Source organism: Bacillus sp. FSL K6-1366 (genome assembly GCF_037976695.1).
Lineage (GTDB): Bacteria > Bacillota > Bacilli > Bacillales > Bacillaceae > Bacillus > Bacillus subtilis.
Genome location: NZ_CP150268.1, coordinates 3,630,150 through 3,648,613, shown reverse-complemented (window position 1 = coordinate 3,648,613; position 18,464 = coordinate 3,630,150). Strand labels below are relative to the sequence as shown.

15 protein-coding genes are annotated in these 18,464 nt (G+C 41.1%); 4 read left to right on the top strand and 11 right to left on the bottom strand.

The window, feature by feature from the left end; genetic code table 11:
* Positions 1–26: 26 nt before the first annotated feature.
* Positions 27–938 carry a chemotaxis protein CheV gene (cheV, locus tag MHI44_RS19150; protein ID WP_264099771.1) on the bottom strand — a complete coding sequence of 304 codons (912 nt, stop codon included), beginning with the start codon at positions 936–938 and terminating at the stop codon, positions 27–29.
* A 203-nt stretch (positions 939–1,141) separates the two neighbouring features.
* On the opposite strand from cheV, the gene MHI44_RS19145 reads away from it, so the two are divergent.
* Both MHI44_RS19145 and MHI44_RS19140 read left to right on the top strand, forming a co-directional pair.
* Complete coding sequence (locus tag MHI44_RS19145; RefSeq protein ID WP_003245246.1) at positions 1,142–1,303, top strand: hypothetical protein; 162 nt, start codon at positions 1,142–1,144, stop codon at positions 1,301–1,303.
* Between the two features lie 201 nt (positions 1,304–1,504).
* Positions 1,505–2,686, top strand: coding sequence for an aminotransferase A (locus MHI44_RS19140; RefSeq protein WP_015252196.1), 1,182 nt, complete (start codon positions 1,505–1,507; stop codon positions 2,684–2,686).
* Between the two features lie 9 nt (positions 2,687–2,695).
* On the opposite strand, the gene kinA is transcribed toward MHI44_RS19140, so the two are convergent.
* Both kinA and MHI44_RS19130 read right to left on the bottom strand, forming a co-directional pair.
* On the bottom strand, positions 2,696–4,516 hold the full coding sequence (gene kinA, locus MHI44_RS19135) for a sporulation histidine kinase KinA (RefSeq protein ID WP_080529263.1): 1,821 nt from the start codon (positions 4,514–4,516) through the stop codon (positions 2,696–2,698).
* A gap of 163 nt (positions 4,517–4,679) precedes the next feature.
* Positions 4,680–6,794 carry a penicillin-binding protein 2 gene (locus MHI44_RS19130; RefSeq protein ID WP_017697267.1) on the bottom strand — a complete coding sequence of 705 codons (2,115 nt, stop codon included), beginning with the start codon at positions 6,792–6,794 and terminating at the stop codon, positions 4,680–4,682.
* A gap of 336 nt (positions 6,795–7,130) precedes the next feature.
* On the opposite strand from MHI44_RS19130, the gene MHI44_RS19125 reads away from it, so the two are divergent.
* Positions 7,131–7,904: a CAP domain-containing protein gene (locus MHI44_RS19125; protein WP_003244693.1), complete on the top strand. Its 774-nt coding sequence runs from the start codon at positions 7,131–7,133 to the stop codon at positions 7,902–7,904.
* Between the two features lie 38 nt (positions 7,905–7,942).
* On the opposite strand, the gene MHI44_RS19120 is transcribed toward MHI44_RS19125, so the two are convergent.
* The gene (locus tag MHI44_RS19120) at positions 7,943–8,809 is read right to left on the bottom strand and encodes an NAD(P)-dependent oxidoreductase (RefSeq protein WP_003245029.1); all 867 of its coding nucleotides are present in this window, start codon (positions 8,807–8,809) and stop codon (positions 7,943–7,945) included.
* A 137-nt stretch (positions 8,810–8,946) separates the two neighbouring features.
* Positions 8,947–10,914, bottom strand: coding sequence for a methyl-accepting chemotaxis protein McpC (gene mcpC, locus MHI44_RS19115; protein WP_339202536.1), 1,968 nt, complete (start codon positions 10,912–10,914; stop codon positions 8,947–8,949).
* Between the two features lie 134 nt (positions 10,915–11,048).
* On the opposite strand from mcpC, the gene MHI44_RS19110 reads away from it, so the two are divergent.
* On the top strand, positions 11,049–11,750 hold the full coding sequence (locus MHI44_RS19110; RefSeq protein WP_134991646.1) for a GNAT family N-acetyltransferase: 702 nt from the start codon (positions 11,049–11,051) through the stop codon (positions 11,748–11,750).
* On the opposite strand, the gene splB is transcribed toward MHI44_RS19110, so the two are convergent.
* The 6 genes from splB to glcT form a co-directional block, all read right to left on the bottom strand.
* Positions 11,743–12,771 carry a spore photoproduct lyase gene (gene splB / locus MHI44_RS19105; RefSeq protein ID WP_003232425.1) on the bottom strand — a complete coding sequence of 343 codons (1,029 nt, stop codon included), beginning with the start codon at positions 12,769–12,771 and terminating at the stop codon, positions 11,743–11,745. The genes MHI44_RS19110 and splB overlap by 8 nt on opposite strands.
* Before the next feature lie 77 nt (positions 12,772–12,848).
* Positions 12,849–13,088, bottom strand: coding sequence for a splAB operon transcriptional regulator SplA (splA, locus tag MHI44_RS19100; RefSeq protein ID WP_072174297.1), 240 nt, complete (start codon positions 13,086–13,088; stop codon positions 12,849–12,851).
* Between the two features lie 90 nt (positions 13,089–13,178).
* A complete protein-coding gene (gene ptsP / locus MHI44_RS19095; protein WP_029317726.1) occupies positions 13,179–14,891 on the bottom strand; it encodes a phosphoenolpyruvate--protein phosphotransferase in 1,713 nt (570 codons plus the stop codon).
* Positions 14,891–15,157 carry a phosphocarrier protein HPr gene (locus tag MHI44_RS19090; RefSeq protein ID WP_003154654.1) on the bottom strand — a complete coding sequence of 89 codons (267 nt, stop codon included), beginning with the start codon at positions 15,155–15,157 and terminating at the stop codon, positions 14,891–14,893. The genes ptsP and MHI44_RS19090 overlap by 1 nt, the downstream gene beginning before the upstream one ends.
* 97 nt (positions 15,158–15,254) lie before the next feature.
* Complete coding sequence (ptsG, locus tag MHI44_RS19085) at positions 15,255–17,354, bottom strand: PTS glucose transporter subunit IIABC (protein WP_003244661.1); 2,100 nt, start codon at positions 17,352–17,354, stop codon at positions 15,255–15,257.
* A 228-nt stretch (positions 17,355–17,582) separates the two neighbouring features.
* Positions 17,583–18,449, bottom strand: a complete 867-nt coding sequence (gene glcT, locus MHI44_RS19080; RefSeq protein ID WP_003218635.1) for a ptsGHI operon transcription antiterminator GlcT — start codon at positions 18,447–18,449, stop codon at positions 17,583–17,585.
* Positions 18,450–18,464 lie beyond the last annotated feature (15 nt).

Sequence of the window (18,464 nt, the reverse complement as noted above, 5' to 3'; positions counted from 1 at the left end):
CTCTTTCTGGCAACGGCTGTTTTTATTTATTCAATAACATACGTATCCACTTTTTTAATCAAATCACTGATCTCAGGCTTGCTGATTTGCTCATCTGCGCCTACAACTTCGCCGCGGTGACGCAGATCATCCGTAATTAACGATGAGAAAATCATAACCGGCACATCTGAGCTTTTCGGATTTTCCTTCAGCAGCTTTGTGAGCCTGTGTCCGTCCATTTTTGGCATTTCAATATCAGTGATGATCATATCAATCTGTTCTGATAAATCAGTTTCGTTTTCAGCAAGGTTCATAATGTATTCATATGCCTCTTTTCCATTTTCAAACGAAGCGATATTGTTGTACCCTGCTTCTTTTAGTTCATCCTGCAAGAGGCGCATCAAAAGCGGTGAGTCCTCTACAATGATTAGCTTTTTATCAGTTCTTCTTTCATCGAAGCCCTCGGTATGCATATTATACGTGTCAACACCTGAATCTGATTCAATGTCATAAATAATTTTTTCATAGTCAGGCAAAAAGATCATCAGGTCTTCGAGCTTAATAATCCCGGTAAGGTGCCGCTCCATTCCTTGATTTAACGATGTCGGCTTTTCAATCGCTTCCCAGGATACTCTGTGAATTTGAGAAACAGAGCCGACATGAAAAACAATTTTCCGTTTATTAAATTCAGTCACGATATATTTCTCATCTTTTGATCCTTCAGGCTCTACTCCAAAAAATGAGAAGAGACTGATCACAGGGAGGATTTCTCCTCTGAGTTTAATCATTCCTTCTACATGCTGATGGGAGTGAGGCACTGATGTCACCTCGACAGGCTGAATAATTTCTCTTACCTTCATGACGTTAATTCCGAAAGCATTTTCACCCACGCAAAACTTCACAATTTCTAATTCATTTGTACCAGAATCTAATAAAATTTCGTATTGTTGTAACGACAATTCAATCCCTCGCTATTCGCATTCAGTATTGTACTGTATATATCGGCGTAATTTGTAAAAAGTGAATGGCAGCTCTTCAAAATCGAATTCCGAAGGCAACAAGCCGCGTTCCTCAAAAAAGAAACTTTTTTCCTAATAACCATTGACTTTCCAACTAACAGTGATAAAATAGTCAAGGATTTTTCCAAAGAAGGGTGTAAATAATGGGTACCTTAGTAATATTTAAAGAAAACGAAATGACTGTTTTAGAGGATATCAGTGAAGAAACTTACCTGAATATGAAGAAAGAATCAGCTGACCTTCAAGAAGAGCATCCTCCGTATCTGATTTGGCACGAAGACCTTCATTTTGATTATGGCTATTAATGAAATTGGCACATATAAACAATAATAGAACATGATACAATAAAGACAATCAAATCGCTGGTTGTCTTCTTTTTTTCTGAAAAGAAAGGTATGTTTAGAAAAAAGGCGCATACAATCGAAATATATCAGTTAAAAAGGTGACAAATGATCAGCTAGTGGTAAAATAGGATAAACTCATTATATTTGTTAAGGTGATGAATTATGGAACATTTGCTGAATCCGAAAGCAAGAGAGATCGAAATTTCAGGAATACGCAAATTCTCGAATCTTGTAGCCCAACACGAAGACGTCATTTCACTTACAATCGGCCAGCCTGATTTTTTCACACCGCATCATGTGAAAGCTGCCGCAAAAAAAGCCATTGATGAAAACGTGACGTCATATACTCCGAATGCCGGCTACCTGGAGCTGAGACAAGCTGTGCAGCTTTATATGAAGAAAAAAGCGGATTTCAACTATGATGCTGAATCTGAAATTATCATCACAACAGGCGCAAGCCAAGCCATTGATGCTGCATTCCGGACGATTTTATCTCCCGGTGATGAAGTCATTATGCCAGGGCCTATTTATCCGGGCTATGAACCTATTATCAATTTGTGCGGGGCCAAGCCTGTCATTGTTGATACTACGTCACACGGCTTTAAGCTTACCGCCCGGCTGATTGAAGATGCTCTGACACCCAACACCAAGTGTGTCGTGCTTCCTTATCCGTCAAACCCTACCGGCGTGACTTTATCTGAAGAAGAACTGAAAAGCATCGCAGCCCTTTTAAAAGGCAGAAATGTCTTCGTATTGTCCGATGAAATATACAGTGAATTAACATATGACAGACCGCATTACTCCATCGCAAACCATTTGCGGGATCAAACAATTGTCATTAACGGCTTGTCAAAATCCCACAGCATGACTGGTTGGAGAATTGGATTTTTATTTGCACCGAAAGACATTGCAAAGCACATTTTAAAGGTTCATCAATACAATGTGTCATGTGCCTCATCCATTTCTCAAAAAGCCGCGCTTGAAGCTGTCACAAACGGCTTTGACGACGCATTGATTATGAGAGAACAATACAAAAAACGTCTCGACTATGTTTATGACCGTCTTGTTTCCATGGGACTTGACGTAGTTAAACCGTCCGGTGCGTTTTATATCTTCCCTTCTATTAAATCATTTGGAATGACTTCATTTGATTTTAGTATGGCTCTTTTGGAAGACGCTGGCGTGGCACTCGTGCCGGGTAGCTCGTTCTCATCATATGGTGAAGGATATGTAAGATTGTCTTTTGCGTACTCGCTGGACACACTGAGAGAAGGCTTGGACCGTTTAGAATTATTTGTATTAAAAAAACGTGAAGCCATGCAGACGATAAACAACGGCGTTTAAGCCGTTGTTTTATTTTTTTGGAAATGAAATTTTAAACGCTGTGCCTTTTTCAGGATGGCTATCCACATGTATAACTCCCTGATGGTTTTCAATGATATTAAATGTCACCATTAATCCAAGCCCCGTACCTTTTTCTTTTGTTGTTAAAAATGGCTCTCCAATCCGGTTTAGTACCTTTTCAGGTATACCTTCCCCTTCGTCTTTGACAGTAACATGAACAGAATGCTCATCTTCGGTTATGATAATGTCTACTGTTCCCCCATCAGGCATTGATTCAACTGCATTTTTGATTAAATTAATGAATACCTGCTTTAATTGGTTTTGATCTCCGTTTATATAAATGCTGTCTTTTTCATAACTTGTTCTGATAAAAATGCCATTTAAATTCGCCTGCGTTTCTAACAGGGCTGAAACCTCACCAATTAATTTTTTCAAGTTCAAATATTCTTTGACAGCATTTTGCTGAGGTTTCGCCAGCATGAGCAGTTCACTGAGTATTAATTCGATACGGCTGAGTTCAGAAAACACAATATCAAAGTAATGTTCGTTGCCTTCCATTGTCGGTTTCATCAGCTGTAAAAATCCTTTGATCGCTGTAAGAGGGTTGCGGATCTCATGGGCGATTCCCGCCGCGAGCTGCCCTGCGATTGATAATTTTTCCGATTTCAGCATCAATTCTTCTGTTTGTTTTCTCTCTGAAATGTCCCGAAGAATGACCTGGACGGCCGCTTCACCAAAAAAGGTCGTCGGAATGCAGACCATCTCCGTATAGATGACCCTGTTCTGAAAGGTGAACCAGGATTGCTTGACAATTTCAGATTCTGATTTTTGCTCGGCAATGTTTTGGATTCTCTCTTTTACATCCTCGTGATCGCAAGGATGCAGCTGATCGTATATGTTTTTGCCAATTAAATCCTCATATGTAGCCGCTTCAAACAGGGAAATTCCAGACTCATTCATAAATACCCATTTTCCATTGTGAATCACCGCAATGGTATCAATGGAATTTTGAATCAGCAGCTGATATCGTTCACGGCTTTTTTGCAGGATGGTTTGGAATTTCTTCCTTGAAGAGATATCGATCAGCAGCAGCAGCTCAGCCTGCTGGTTTTTGTAGACGGTCGGGGATGCTTTCACTTCTAAATGAACAGGTGTGCCATCAAGCCTTTTCCACGTCTGTTCAATCATTCCGACTTCCATTCCTTTTTGCATTCGTATAATCCTGTTTTTCACGATATCATGATATTCTTCTTCAATAAATTCATAGGACCATTTACCAATAATAGCATCCTTGCTTTTGGCTCCCAGCATTGAAAGCATCGCGCTGTTTACATAGACGATCTTGCCTTTGACACTGATGCATAGCGGACTCGGGAGATTTTCAACCAACCGTTCATAATCATCCGTTATATATGTAGTCGATTCCGGGCTTGCAGGTTCGATTTCATGTTTTTCGCAGTTTAGGGATTGATGGCCTGTTTCTTCTTCAAGAACCTTCATTTTCAAAATGATTTCCCGTTCTGTCCGCTCAGCTCTTGTCGTAACAATTTCTACCGCAGCCTCCACCCACACAATCGTATGATCTTTTTTAATAAAACGAAAGGTGCACGGCATCAGATGATGTTCATTATAAAAATAGCTTTCAACCAAAAATTGGTCTTCCTCATGCAGAAACGTTTTGAGGAATGATCCGATCATCTCTCCTTGGAGATAGCCCAAATGCAGTTTGGAGTTGGCAGATATATAAATGATGCGTCCATTAGAGGCCAAGACTGCATGAATATCGGTTTTTGTTTGAAGTGGTTTAACATGCTGCGTATCCTGTTCCACAGAATCCCTCCTTTGCATGATCATCGTGTTTCGACATATACAGATTGACTTTTACCTAGTATGATTCGCTAGAAAATGAGTATTCTCCTTCTATTCTTATGGTGAACGTCAATTTTTGAATAAAAGAAAGGGCACACAATCTTTTAGTTGTGCACCCTGTTTTTTATTTTTTACTGTGTTTTTTTTCGAGCTCTGCGTAGGCGTGGATAGCTCTTTTGGCAATAATTTTATTGATCTTATCATCATCATCTACTGATGGAACAACAACACTAAAGGCCACTTTTGGTTTTTTCGACGGGTAATAGCCGACAAAAGTCAGATTGTATGTTTTTTTCCCCCACCAGTTGCGATTCGTGCCGTAGTAAAATGTTTCCGCTGTTCCCGTTTTCCCTGATACATCTTCTGTAAACGTATTTTTTGCTGTCCCTGAAGAAGTGACTAATTTCATGCCTGTTTGTACTTGTTTCAAATCGCTCTCTGAATTATTAATCTTATTGAGTACTTTAGGTTTCCTATGTTCAATCGCCTTACCCAGCTGGTCTTTTTTTCCTGGCTTATGAATACTTGTGACGATTCTAGGCTGAACACGATAGCCACCATTGGCGATTACTGAGATGTATTGAGCCATTTGAAGCGGTGTGTATGTATCGTATTGGCCAATTGCTAAGTCTAAAATTAATCCTCCTACAGTTTTAGGTGTGGTTTGCATTCCGGCTGATTCCTGCGGGAGATCAATACCTGTCTTTACTCCCAGACCAAACTGGCTGTAATAGTTTCTCATTTTCAGTAGATCGTTCTGATCAGCCGGGAGAGATCCATGCGGCTTGTATGTTACGCCTGCAATATGCATGGCAACATTGAACATATATACGTTTGAACTTTTTTGCAATGCGGTTAATTCATTGATGGTTCCCATATTAGTATAAGATTTTTTTATAAGATTCGTTCCTAAAAGCATTGGAGCATCGACATAATATTTATAATGCGGAATTCCGTCCTGATAGCCGGCTAGCACGGTGGCCCCCTTTACTGCTGATCCCATTTCATATTGGGTGGTAAATGCCCCTATCGCATAATCTTCAATTTTGTTGGTTTTTAAATCTATCTTTTTCCCTGCCATTGATAAAATATCGCCGTTATTCGGGTCCATCATCACGGCAAAGGCTCTGTCAAGCATGTAATTTCCGCGTGCACGGCTGTTTCTTACTTCTTCTTCAATGATCTTTTCTACCTTTGCCTGAAGCTCCATGTCAAAAGAAAGCTGAAGATCGTATCCCCTGCTGCCCTTATCAATGGTTTTTTGGCTGACGACATTTCCTTTATTATCTTCTACGTATTCCACTTTTTCTTTATGCGAATTTAAATATTCTTCATATTGATACTCTAAATAACTTTTTCCCACCCTGTCATTATTCGCATAGCCTCTAGTTAAGTAGAAATCTTTCCGGTCGCTCAGCAGGCCCTGATCAGGTGTCGTGACGCCCCCGAAAACAGAATAAAGGGTTTTGTCATAAGGATATTTTCGTGTCCAATCGTTTACGATATCGATTCCCGGAAGTTCTTCTAAATGCTCAGAAACAATGGAAATTTCATCATATGTTAAGTCATTTTTTGGTCTTTGCGAGGAGTTTTTCTTCTCATCAAGCAGCGCTCCGTTTTTTCCATTGCTATTGCTCTTATTTGGATTCATTGCCTTTACGATTTGAGGTTCGTAAGCATTTCCGCTTGAAAACCTTGTATATATCGCAGCAGTTTCCATTTCTTCGTCATCTTGCTGAATAGCCTTTAATTCTTGATCCGGAACACGCTCTATTTGAAGCTTGTAAGCTTGGTCTCCTTTCAGATTGCTTTCTGATTCCTTAAGCAGAGCGGCGGCTTTTTTCGGATGAGCTGCGATCCAGTAATCACGAAGATCCCTTTCCTTCAAAAATTCGGTATCAATATGAATGAAAGAAGCAAGCCGCTTCGCTGTTTTGATTTTATCTTCTGTTTTTGTGCTAGATGTTGATACATACACAATTTCTGGAACGCTCTGGTTGTCGACAGCAACTTTCTGGTTTCTGTCGTACATCTTCCCGCGAGGCGCAGGATAGTAAGCTGTTTTTGCATTTGATTTCTCAGCGTCTTCTTCATGCTGTTCGCCTTCAACAATTTGAACAACCCCGAGCTTAAAAATTAATGCAGTGAATAGAACAAAGACAGCTAGGAAAAAAAGGTTCATTCTGATTGCTCTGTTTCCTTTGCTCTTTTTCTTTGGTTCACGTCCTATTTCAGTCACTTCTGGTTACCCCTCTCAAATCGTTCAATATATTTACATATACTGAGATTAATTGTAACACCTTTGTAATAGTTGTTACAGCGAAAAGGAGTAAAAAAAGCTGTCAATATAAAAACACATTAAAATATAACTAACGGTTCAAAAAAAAGGAAGCTATGTAACGGTACGATAAAATCATATATACCGCTGATTCCCTTATTCTTAGTGATTCAACGGATTTACTTTACGAAAATGACAATCTCTATTTGTCAAAGGAAAGTGCTGGAATCTTTATGACAAAAAAGCTATGTTATGATTTTTCTGTAGAAACAAACAACTCTAGGAGGTTACGAACTAATGAAGAAAGCATTTATTTTATCTGCTGCCGCTGCGGTTGGATTATTCACATTCGGGGGCGTACAGCAAGCATCAGCGAAAGAACTCTCCTGCCAGCCTGTGGTTACAGTAAAAACGGGGAACACAGTACAAAACATGTCACTTAACGATGCAGTGAAAAAACTGCATATTAACACAAATATCAAAACGTTAAACGCTGCAAACGAAAAAGAGATGAAGCAGCTTCTTCAAAAACATGCGAAGCAATCTAACGTGAAAGTTCAGGATGTTCAAAAGACAGAAACGGCAAAACCTGCACAAAAGACTACTGAAAAAGCAGCTGCTGATCAAAACACTGCTTCTAAAGCACCCGCAACTGCTGAAAAAACAAATACAACAACGTCTGCACCTTCATCTGTAAGTGCATATGAGAAAAAAGTTGTTGAACTTACAAATGCAGAAAGACAAAAACAAGGCTTAAAACCGCTTCAAATTGATGAAACGTTAAGCAAATCTGCACGCGCAAAATCTCAGGATATGAAAGACAAAAACTACTTTGATCACCAAAGCCCAACATACGGCTCACCGTTTGATATGATGAAATCTTTCGGAATCAGCTACAAAACAGCAGGTGAAAACATTGCGAAGGGCCAAAAGACACCAGAAGAAGTAGTAAAAGCTTGGATGAACAGTGAAGGACACAGAAAAAACATTCTAAACCCTAACTTTACTCACATCGGTGTTGGTTACGTTGAGTCTGGAAGCATCTGGACACAACAATTCATCGGAAAATAATAAAAAAAGATTGCCTGTTTCGTACAGGCAATCTTTTTTTATTTCACCCAAAGCTTATAGATACTCTGTGTTCCGCTGTTTTCTTCACCTTGAGCAGCTAGCTTGTCATATAAGGATTTTGCGAGCGACAAGCCTGGCATTTCTTCCCCCATTAATTCTGCTTCCTCTAGTGCGATTCCCATATCCTTAATAAAATGCTTCACATAAAATCCCGGTTCAAAGTTGCCTTGCAGCATACGGGGAGCAAGATTTGACAATGACCAGCTTCCGGCTGCGCCCGTTGTGATGCTTTTCAGAACATTTTCCGGCTCTAGGCCTGATTTTTGGGCATAAGCCATCGCTTCAGCAACACCGATCATACCGGCTGCAATTGCAATCTGATTGCACATCTTGGTATGCTGTCCGCTTCCAGCCGGTCCTTGATACTGAATATTCTCTCCCATTAAAGAGAAAATCGGCATACAGGCTTCAAAAGCTTCTTTTTCTCCACCGACCATAATCGCGAGTGTTCCGTTTTGTGCACCGATGTCTCCACCGGAAACAGGAGCGTCTAAAGCGAACAATGCTTTTTCTTTGGCCGCTTCAGCAATCTTCTTCGCAAGCGAAGGCTTAGATGTCGTCATATCAATAAGATATGCGCCTTCTTTTGCGTTTTCAATAATTCCATTGCTTCCGAAATACACTTCTTCAACATCACTGGGATAGCCGACCATTGTGATGATAACATCCGCTTCTTTCGAAAGATCTTTGACCGTATCTTTCCAGATCGCGCCTTTTTGAAGTATGCTTTCTGCTTTTTCTTTTGTCCGGGTGTACACCAATACAGGATGGCCGTCATTGAGAATATGTGATGCCATGCTTTTTCCCATTACTCCAAGACCGATAAAACCAATTGTTTTTTTCAAGGTCATTCCTCCCAGATGTTTCGTTTAGATTTTAGTTAAAATTTATCATTTTTCCTTCATTTTCTAGACTACCATATCTATTCATCTTATAACATAAAAAATCCCCAAAACAAATGATGTTTGGGGATGTAATTGGATTACAATGTGAATTTTGCAATTGTGCTCATAAGCTCTTGGCTTGCATGTTTTAGTGTTTCCGTTGAGTGTTTGACTTTATCAAGGGTGACAAGCTGTTCATCGGTTGATGCGTTCACTTCCTCTGCTGCGGCAGCTGATTCCTGTGATATGGCTGAAATGCTTTGAATGGCTTCAGAAATCGCAAGCTGTTCTTCACTCATTCTTTGAATTTCCGCGTAAATGTGATCAATACCTTGTACCAGTGACTGCATTTCTGCAGTTATCGTATTTAATACCTCTCCAGTTTCGTGAATTGCACTGTTTTGTTCATCATTCATTCTGCTTGCCTGAACCATCGCGTGAGAGGCCTCTTTTGTCTCAAGCTGGATAAGCTTCACAGTCTCGCTGATATGCTTTGTAGATAGGGCTGATTGCTCAGCTAACTTCCGCACTTCATCGGCTACGACGGCAAAACCGCGCCCGCTTTCTCCGGCTCTGGCTGCCTCAATACTGGCATTTAAGGCAAGCAAGTTGGTTTGATCAGATATGTTTGAAATCGCTGTAACGACTTCTTCAATATTCTTAGTTTGATTTTCCAAATCCAGCAGCATCGTTTCAACCTTTTTCGTTTCCATATTGGCTTCGTTTGATTTCATCAGCAGCTGGCCGAGCGCGTCAAGTCCTTTATAGCTTGCATCCTCGGACGATTTTGAGCGTTCTTTAATTCCGCCTGCCTCCTCAGCGATTTGCCTGATTTTCGTTGACAGGCTTTCCGATTTTTCATTAATGGTTTCAACTTCAGAAGCCTGTTCCGATGCTCCTGCGGCTACTTCTTCAATCGCTTTTGCAATTTGTCCGCTTGTTTCATTAGTTTCGGCAGAGACAGCCGTTAGTTGTTCAGAGGTATCAGATACTTTCCCTGAAGAGAGTCTCACTTGCTCAACCATTTCCTTCATATTTTCAACCATCAGATTGAAATCTCTTGTTAAAATACCGACTTCATCCTTAGATTTTGATTCCGCGCGCACTGTTAAATCGCCTGCGGAAACAGCTTTCGTTTTTACGATCAGCTGCTGTATCGGACCGGTTATCGTTTTGGCCAGGAAGTAGCTGAGAATAATTGTTATGATAAGCGCAATCAATGATATCCAAAGATTTGCCCGATTCATTTTATCTGAAATCCACATTAATTGATCGGTATCAAATTGCGTTCCGACCTTCCAGCCTGTCTCGCCAATCGTTTGGTACACAACCATTTTCCCATTCACATCTTGTATCCCTTGTTTCTCGGATGTGATGGTTTGCAGTGTTTGATCCTTTGATATATTTTTTCCTTGATTTGACGGATGGGCTAAAAGATTGCCGCTCGCATCAGCTAAAAAGGCAAATCCTTTGTAAGGCACCTTTTGTTTATTGACCATACTCTGGATAGCAGAGAGTTTCAAGTCATAGCTGGCAACCCCTATCACTTTTTGCCCGTCTAAGATCGCTTTCGATGCAGTAACAATCATGTCTCCTGTCACGACATCTTTATAAGGTTCCGTCCAAACAACTTGATCCGGGGTTTCAGCTGCAAGCTTATACCATGGTCTTGATGTTGGATCGTAATCCTCAGCGAAATCCGCTTTTGGATATGTAAACATTTCTTTTTTTGCGGTGCCTATGTAAGCCATCGCAACATAATCATCGTTGTCTTTGATTTGCTTAATGTCATCGTGAAACAGCCGAGCAGCTTCTTTACTTGGTTTCGTTACAAATGTATGCGTTAATTCCCCATTAGCCAATCTTGATAACGAAATGGCATAACTCTTTAATTGCAATTCAATATTTTGTTCAAGTGACTGCGTCACGTTTTGAGTTGTATTTTTCCCATCCTCTGTAATCATCGGTTTTAGCGTCAAATAAGAAGACAGCATTAAAAGAACAACTGTGACGATTAACATAATCGAAACAAAAACAGCAATCTTCATGTGAAGTTTTTTAAACAAACCAATCCCCTCCTAATTTCTATATCGGCCCTTTCGTTTAAAAAATGAATAATCAAAAAATAAATTATAAGAAAATCGGAATATATTTACTGAAAATTCAATTTTCGTTATAATGAAACAACATAAGGAGAGTGATGATCATACTAAAACGAATGTATGTGCACGACGGCAGAAAATTTGAGGCTCTGACCATCAGAAACTACACTGAGACTGACATCGAGAGGCTGATTTCTCTTCAAAAAGAATGTTTTCCTCCTCCGTTTCCCCAGGAATTGCTGTGGTCAGAGGACCAGCTTGCCAGCCATATCAAAACCTTTCCAGAAGGCGCTTTATGCGCGCTCATCAATGGCAGAATTATCGGTTCCATGACTGCTCTTATTGTACAATTTGAGCCTGATTCTCCTGACCATACATGGGCGCAAGCAACAGACAACGGATCGATTAAAAATCATGAACCTCATGGAAATACTTTATATGTAGTGGATATTTCTGTTTCTCCTCATTATCGAAAGCTTGGAATCGGAAAATGGCTGATGAATACGATGTATGAGCTGACTGTTGATAAGAGACTGGAGCGCCTTCTCGGCGGCGGCCGCATTCCTTTATATCATAAATACGCACACGAGATCAGCGCTGTTCAGTACGTTGAAGATGTGATGGAAGGCAGGAAAAACGACCCTGTGCTGTCCTTTCTCCTCCGTTGCGGGCGTTCACCTATTCGTGTAGTCAGCAATTATTTGGAGGATAAAGAATCATTGAATTACGGCGTTTTGATGGAATGGAAAAATCCTTTTTATAAAAAGAGAGCTGTTGATCACAACAGCCCGTTTAAGTGAAATATTCAATTTTTGCGTTAGGGAAAAAGGTATCAATATAGGATTCAAGCGCTTCTCGAAGTGCATGCTCTTCATCTTTCTGATAAATATATTTTCCGATCCCGTAACGGCCCCATTTATAACGGCGCTTTTCTTCATCTAATTCGAGCTTCGTCTTCGGATAATTTTTCTCTATCACTCGTTTGGCCGGTTTTGTAAAACGGTGTTGAATTAATTCAAACGTAATGTCATGTCTAACGTCCTGCGGCAAAGCAGCATCAAGCTTTTCAAACAGATGTCTGTATCCTTCTTCCCAGCCTTCATGAATATAAATCGGAGCAACAATAAAGCCTAGCGGGTAGCCTGCTTTTGCAACTTTTACTGCCGCCTCTATCCGCTTATCAAGAGGTGAAGTTCCCGGCTCAAAGTTTTTAATCACATAGTCGGCATTAATACTGAATCTGAATCTCGTTTTCCCGTTATGCTTTGCGTCTAATAGGTGATCGACATGATGAAATTTCGTTACAAATCGGAGCTTTCCGAGATCACTTTGGCCAAAATGTTCAATGGCGCGCTTCAGCGTGTGTGTCAGATGATCAATTCCTACAATGTCTGACGTACATGATGCTTCGAACCTTGTGAACTCTGGTGCGCGCTCCTTCATATACTTATCTGCCTGATCCAAAATCTCTTCGACGTTTACATAAGTTCTGATATACGGCTTTGATCCCATGGTTGTTTGCAGGTAGCAGTAATGACAATGCCCCATACAGCCTGTTGCAAACGGAATGGCATATTCAGCCGAGGGTTTGGATGAATCAAACTTTAATGTTTTCCGGACACCGATAACTAAAGTTGATTTCGCATTGCGATATTGCTGAAGATGATTTTTCCCAGGAATATTACGCACCTGATTGTGGGATGTTGTTTCTCTGATTTCAATGCCCATATTCTCAAATTTTTCTTGTAATTCTTGGCCTAGCGGATATTCCAGCGCCCTCGGTTCTATATATACAAGCTGCGGAACAAATGGGTTCTGCATGATGCCACATCCTTTTCCTTTACTAACGTTACTTTTCTCACTAGGCGGAAAGGATATGAGTTGTAATGATTTCCTTGTTACTCATACGGATCAATATCAAAGAGTTCTTTGTAAAGCGATTTAGCTTCTTCATAGCTTGCAAACACAGCATCGTCCTCTGCGAACGGATGATAGGTTTCATAAATAAACAGGGAAAGCTCGCCTTCATGGTATGGATGGTGCACAATTTTGGCTTCCTTTATGTGGGCTACATTGGCGGCGTGCGGATTTCTGTAGATCACATAAACAGTATCTCCTGCGTTAAATTGGTTTGACATACTATCCCTCCTAGCCATGTTATTGTGTCCTTCTATACCCTTACTTATGAAAAAAACCAGACAGGCCGGAGGCCGTCTGGTTTTTGTACATTACTTGAAGGTTTCTTTTACGAACGCGACAACTTCTTCTGTCGTGCTCATAGATAAGATTTTCTCTTTGAATGACTCAGCTTCTTGTTTAGACAATTTGCTGATCTGTGTTCTTGCCGGAAGAATAGACGTTGCGCTCATTGAGAACTCATCTAAGCCTAAGCCGAGAAGGATTGGAATCGCAATCTCGTCTCCTGCCATTTCTCCGCACATGCCAACCCATTTTCCTTCTTTGTGTGCTGCTTCAATTACCAGTGTAATTAAGCGAAGGATTGCCGGGTTGTATGGCTGATACAGGTAAGATACACGTTCATTCATACGGTCAGCTGCCATTGTGTATTGGATCAAATCGTTTGTACCGATACTGAAGAAATCAACCTCTTTAGCAAACTGATCAGCGATGACTGCAGTTGACGGAATCTCAACCATCATTCCGACTTCAATATCGTCAGATACAGCCTGTCCCGCTTTTACGAGCTTTTCTTTCTCTTCAAGAAGGATCGCTTTTGCTTCTTTGAATTCGTTAACTGTCGCAATCATAGGGAACATGATTTTCAAGTTTCCGTATGTACTTGCACGAAGCAGCGCCCGAAGCTGTGTTCTGAAGATTTCTTGCTCTTCAAGGCAAAGACGAATCGCTCTATATCCCAGGAACGGGTTCATTTCTTTAGGAAGCTGCAGGTAAGGAAGCTCTTTGTCTCCGCCGATATCAAGTGTCCGCACGACGACTGATTTTCCTTCCATACGCTCAAGAACCGTTTTGTAAGCATCAAACTGCTCATCTTCTGTAGGCAGCTGATCTCTTCCCATGTAAAGGAATTCTGTACGGTAAAGGCCAACTGCTTCTCCGCCGTTTTCAAGAACACCTTTTACATCATCAGGAGTACCGATGTTCGCTGCAAGCTCTACATGATGTCCGTCTTTTGAGACAGTCGGTTCATTGACAAGCTTCGCCCACTCAGCTTTTTGAGCCAAATAAGCATTATGTTTTTCTTCATACTCTTTTAAAGTTTCCGCAGATGGGTCAATAATGACATCGCCATTGATACCGTCAACGATAACAGTCACGCCGTTTTGGATCGTGCCTGTAGCCGCTTTCGTTCCAACAACTGCTGGAATCTCAAGAGAACGTGCCATGATGGCAGAGTGAGATGTGCGTCCGCCGATATCAGTAGTGAATCCTTTTACGAACTCACGGTTTAATTGAGCTGTGTCAGACGGTGTTAAGTCTTCAGCTACAATAATAACCTCTTCTGAGATCATGCTTGGGTTTGGAATTTCGACGCCAAGCAGGTGGCCGGTTACGCGTTTTGTTACATCGCGGATATCTGCCGCACGCTCTTTCATATATTCGTTGTCCATAGATTCAAACATGGTAACGAACATAGAAGACGTTTCTTTTAAAGCGAATTCAGCGTTCACTGAATCAGTGCTGATTTTTTCTTTCACAGGGTTCAGAAGCTCAGGGTCACTGAGAACTAAAAGGTGAGCAGAAAAAATATCAGCTTTATCCTGACCCAGTTCTTTCAAAGCGTGCTCTTTGATTTTTTCGAGCTCTTCTTTTGAACGTGCAATCGCTTCATCAAAACGGCTTACTTCCGCTTCAGAATCAGAGATGTTTTTCTTTTCAACCGTTAAATCTGGCTCTTCAAGCCGGTATGCTTTTGCAATCGCGATGCCGGCTGAAGCACCAATCCCTTTTAATTCTTGCATTACTCGCCGAGTCCTTCGCTTTTCATTGTTTCTTCTAAAGCGTTAAGAGCATCGTTTTCGTCAGCTCCGGAAGCAGAGATTGTGATCTCAGCGCCTTTAGCGATACCTAAAGACATAACACCCATAATAGATTTAAGGTTAACTGTTTTGCCGTTATATTCTAAATTAACGTCAGCGTCGTATTTGCTAGCAGTTTGTACAAGAACTGTCGCAGGACGAGCATGGATTCCAGAATCTGCAGTTACTTTAAATGTTTTTTGTGCCATTTTTATCATTCTCCTTTTAACTTAAAGCTTAATTACTTCACAATATTATATCATACAACCGTACTTGTCATCTGACAAGCACGGCGTACTAACACCCTTATTTTTCAATCTTCACAATATCTTCTTGTTCTCTGTTGACTGAACCGCTTGCTTTAATGCTGACTGTTTCTCCTTCAGCAAGGTTTGTAAATACAATCGGTGTCATGAGAGATGGTACATTCGGTTTGACTGCATCCAGATCAACTTCAAGAAGTTTTTGTCCAGGCTCAACGCGGTCTCCTTCTGATACGAAAGACGTAAATCCTTCGCCCTTCAGGCTGACGGTATCAATACCAAAGTGGATTAAAATTTCTCTTCCGCCGTCGGATTGCAGGCCGATCGCATGTTTCGTCGGGAACACATTGAGAATTTTTCCGCGAACCGGTGATACGACAATTCCTTCAGAAGGGAGAATCGCAAAACCGTCACCCATCATTTTTCCTGAGAAGACTTGGTCAGGAACATCCGTAATCGGGTGAATTTCCCCGGTAATCGGAGAAACGAAAACTTCCTCGCCGATTTCATTTTGCAGCGGTTCTGCAATCACTTCCTCAACCTGCTGGCCTACTTCCTCTTGAGCAGATGTTTTCGGTTCAGGTCTAGGCTTGCGTCCCGCAATAATGTCTTGCATTTGCGTTTTTAACCCGTCAGAACGCGGTCCGAAAATAGCCTGAATGTTGTTGCCGACTTCCAGCACTCCGGAAGCGCCAAGCTGTTTCAGACGGTCTTTATCAACCTTTTTCTGATCGTTTACAGTCACACGCAGACGAGTGATACAAGCATCAAGGTGTTTGATGTTTTCCTGGTCACCCATTGCCTGCAGAATCTCATAAGGAAGATCCCCTGCTTCACCTGTTTTCCCAGGTGCTGCTGTTTCTTCCGCAGCATCCTCGCGTCCAGGTGTTTTCAGATTAAATTTGCGGATGGCAAATCGGAATCCGAAGTAGTAAATGACAGCTAACCCTAAGCCGACAGGGATGACAAGCCACCATGCCGTCCGGTTCGGTAAAATACCGAATAGGAAGTAGTCAATTAAACCGCCGGAGAATGTCATACCAATCTTAACATTCAACAGCTGCATGACCATGAATGAAAGTCCCGCAAACAAACAGTGAATCGCAAACAGGACTGGAGCAACGAATAAGAAAGAAAATTCCAATGGCTCTGTGATCCCCGTTAAGAAGGATGTCAAGGCCGCTGAACCCATAATACCTGCAACGAGTTTTTTGTTTTGCGGTTTTGCTTCATGATAAATGGCAAGCGCCGCAGCAGGCAGACCGAACATCATAAATGGATATTTACCTGTCATGAACGTACCTGCCGTTAACTGTACGCCGTCTTTAATCTGCGCCATAAAGATACGCTGATCCCCGCGGATGATTTCTCCTGCTGCACTCTTATAGCTGAAGAATTCATACCAGAACGGCGAATAGAAAATGTGGTGCAATCCGAATGGGATAAGCGAACGTTCAATCACCCCGAAGATAAATGCAGCAAGGGTTGGATTCGCTTCCACTAATCCTGTTGAAAAGGCATTCAATCCATGCTGGATCGGAGGCCAGATCACTAACATAATAAGACCCAGAATCAGTGCAGAAATTGACGTAACAATTGGAACGAAACGTTTACCCGCAAAGAAACCAAGGTATTGCGGCAGTTCAATTGTGTAAAATCTGTTAAACAATAATGCAGCTAACACACCGACGATAATACCGCCGAACACCCCTGTCGCCAAGGTAGGTATACCAAGCATGTTTACATATGCAGGATGGTTTTCCGTAAAGAACTTGGCTCTTTCAACTGAATCCGAAGGAATGGTTCCGTTTGCAAGAAGAACCGCACTCATGGATACATTCATTACAAGATAACCGATAATTGCTGCAATTCCTGCAACTCCATCACCGTTGGCAAGCCCGATGGCTACACCTACTGCGAAAAGAAGCGGAAGGTTATCGAAAACAATCTGCCCAGCGCTTTCCATCACACCTGCTACAAGCTGAACATTGTCATTGCTCAAGAAATGCAGGACCTGAATCATGTCCTTATTTTGCATCGCATTCCCGATCGCAAGCAAAATACCCGCAGCCGGAAGGATCGCAACTGGAAGCATAAGCGCACGCCCAATTTTTTGAAGAACGCCGAATAATGCTTTAAACATAAGAATTGACCTCCTCTTTTTACTAGTCTGACCTTACAGCTAAAAATCATGACAACGAATTCACAGGCGTAAGTCTTCCAGTTTAACCGTTTACATTTGCCCTTTTACACAACAAAAAGGCATGAGCAAAATTGGGTGCGCAAAAGAACGAGAATGAACTTCCCGTTTTTTTCCCTCAATCACTCATGCCTGATCGAATCAGTAACACGTTATAAGGATAAACTGAATTTATGAAATTTTATTGGTTAATCGGTACAGATGAAGCGTCAGATAAACCGCTTCCGCCTCATGAACTGGTTTCTTCAATGTTTGCTGCAAGATTTTAATCAATTTCCAAGCTGTATTGTAGCATAGCGGATATTCATTTTTCAATAACAACATTAATTTTTCTGGTTCTTTAGTCGGTTCTTCTTTTTTAATTCTTTCTATTGTAAATCTGATATGCCTGATCAGCCGCAAATAGTTGACACTTTCCTTATTTACTTTCATTTGAAATGAGTCTTCAATCACCTCGACAAGCTGCGCCATGAGCTGAGAGTGCTGATTGACCTCGGACAGCGGACGGTTTGTCAATGCTGAATGGATATGCAGAGCGATAAAACCAATCTCCCCTTCCGGAAGGCAGATTCCCGCTTTTTCATTGATCATATCTATGACTTCTTTGGCAATTTGGTACTCCTCAGGATATAGTGACTGAGTCTCCATTAGAAATGGATTTTTCATATCAAATCCCTGCTGCTGCCTTTTGATCGCAAATGCGATATGGTCTGTCAACGCAATGTGAATATGTTCATTTAATGAGTGATTAGTCCTATTGCTTATGTGATAGATGACATCGTTTGAAATATCAACGAGCTTTTCATCAACATAGTCAAGGAGCTTTTTAAACTGCTTTTGTTCCTTCTCGTCTTTTAAAATGAACATTTTATCGTAGCCTTTATCTTCAATGACATCATCTTGTTTTTTTCCGAAACCAATACCTTTTCCGATTAAAACGACTTCGCTGTATTTATGATGAGAAGCAATTAATACGTTATTATTCAGTACCTTTTTCACTGTGAAGGACCCATTCACGATCCTCAGCTCCTTTGTCATTCAATACCTCATATC

Coding starts and splice junctions, on each gene's coding strand:
- MHI44_RS19110 (WP_134991646.1), top strand. CDS start 11,049: ATGATCATACTAAAACGAATGTATGTGCACGACGGCAGAAAATTTGAG.
- splA (WP_072174297.1), bottom strand. CDS start 13,088: ATGTCAAACCAATTTAACGCAGGAGATACTGTTTATGTGATCTACAGA.
- MHI44_RS19140 (WP_015252196.1), top strand. CDS start 1,505: ATGGAACATTTGCTGAATCCGAAAGCAAGAGAGATCGAAATTTCAGGA.
- MHI44_RS19145 (WP_003245246.1), top strand. CDS start 1,142: ATGGGTACCTTAGTAATATTTAAAGAAAACGAAATGACTGTTTTAGAG.
- ptsG (WP_003244661.1), bottom strand. CDS start 17,354: ATGTTTAAAGCATTATTCGGCGTTCTTCAAAAAATTGGGCGTGCGCTT.
- splB (WP_003232425.1), bottom strand. CDS start 12,771: ATGCAGAACCCATTTGTTCCGCAGCTTGTATATATAGAACCGAGGGCG.
- MHI44_RS19090 (WP_003154654.1), bottom strand. CDS start 15,157: ATGGCACAAAAAACATTTAAAGTAACTGCAGATTCTGGAATCCATGCT.
- glcT (WP_003218635.1), bottom strand. CDS start 18,449: ATGACAAAGGAGCTGAGGATCGTGAATGGGTCCTTCACAGTGAAAAAG.
- ptsP (WP_029317726.1), bottom strand. CDS start 14,891: ATGCAAGAATTAAAAGGGATTGGTGCTTCAGCCGGCATCGCGATTGCA.
- MHI44_RS19125 (WP_003244693.1), top strand. CDS start 7,131: ATGAAGAAAGCATTTATTTTATCTGCTGCCGCTGCGGTTGGATTATTC.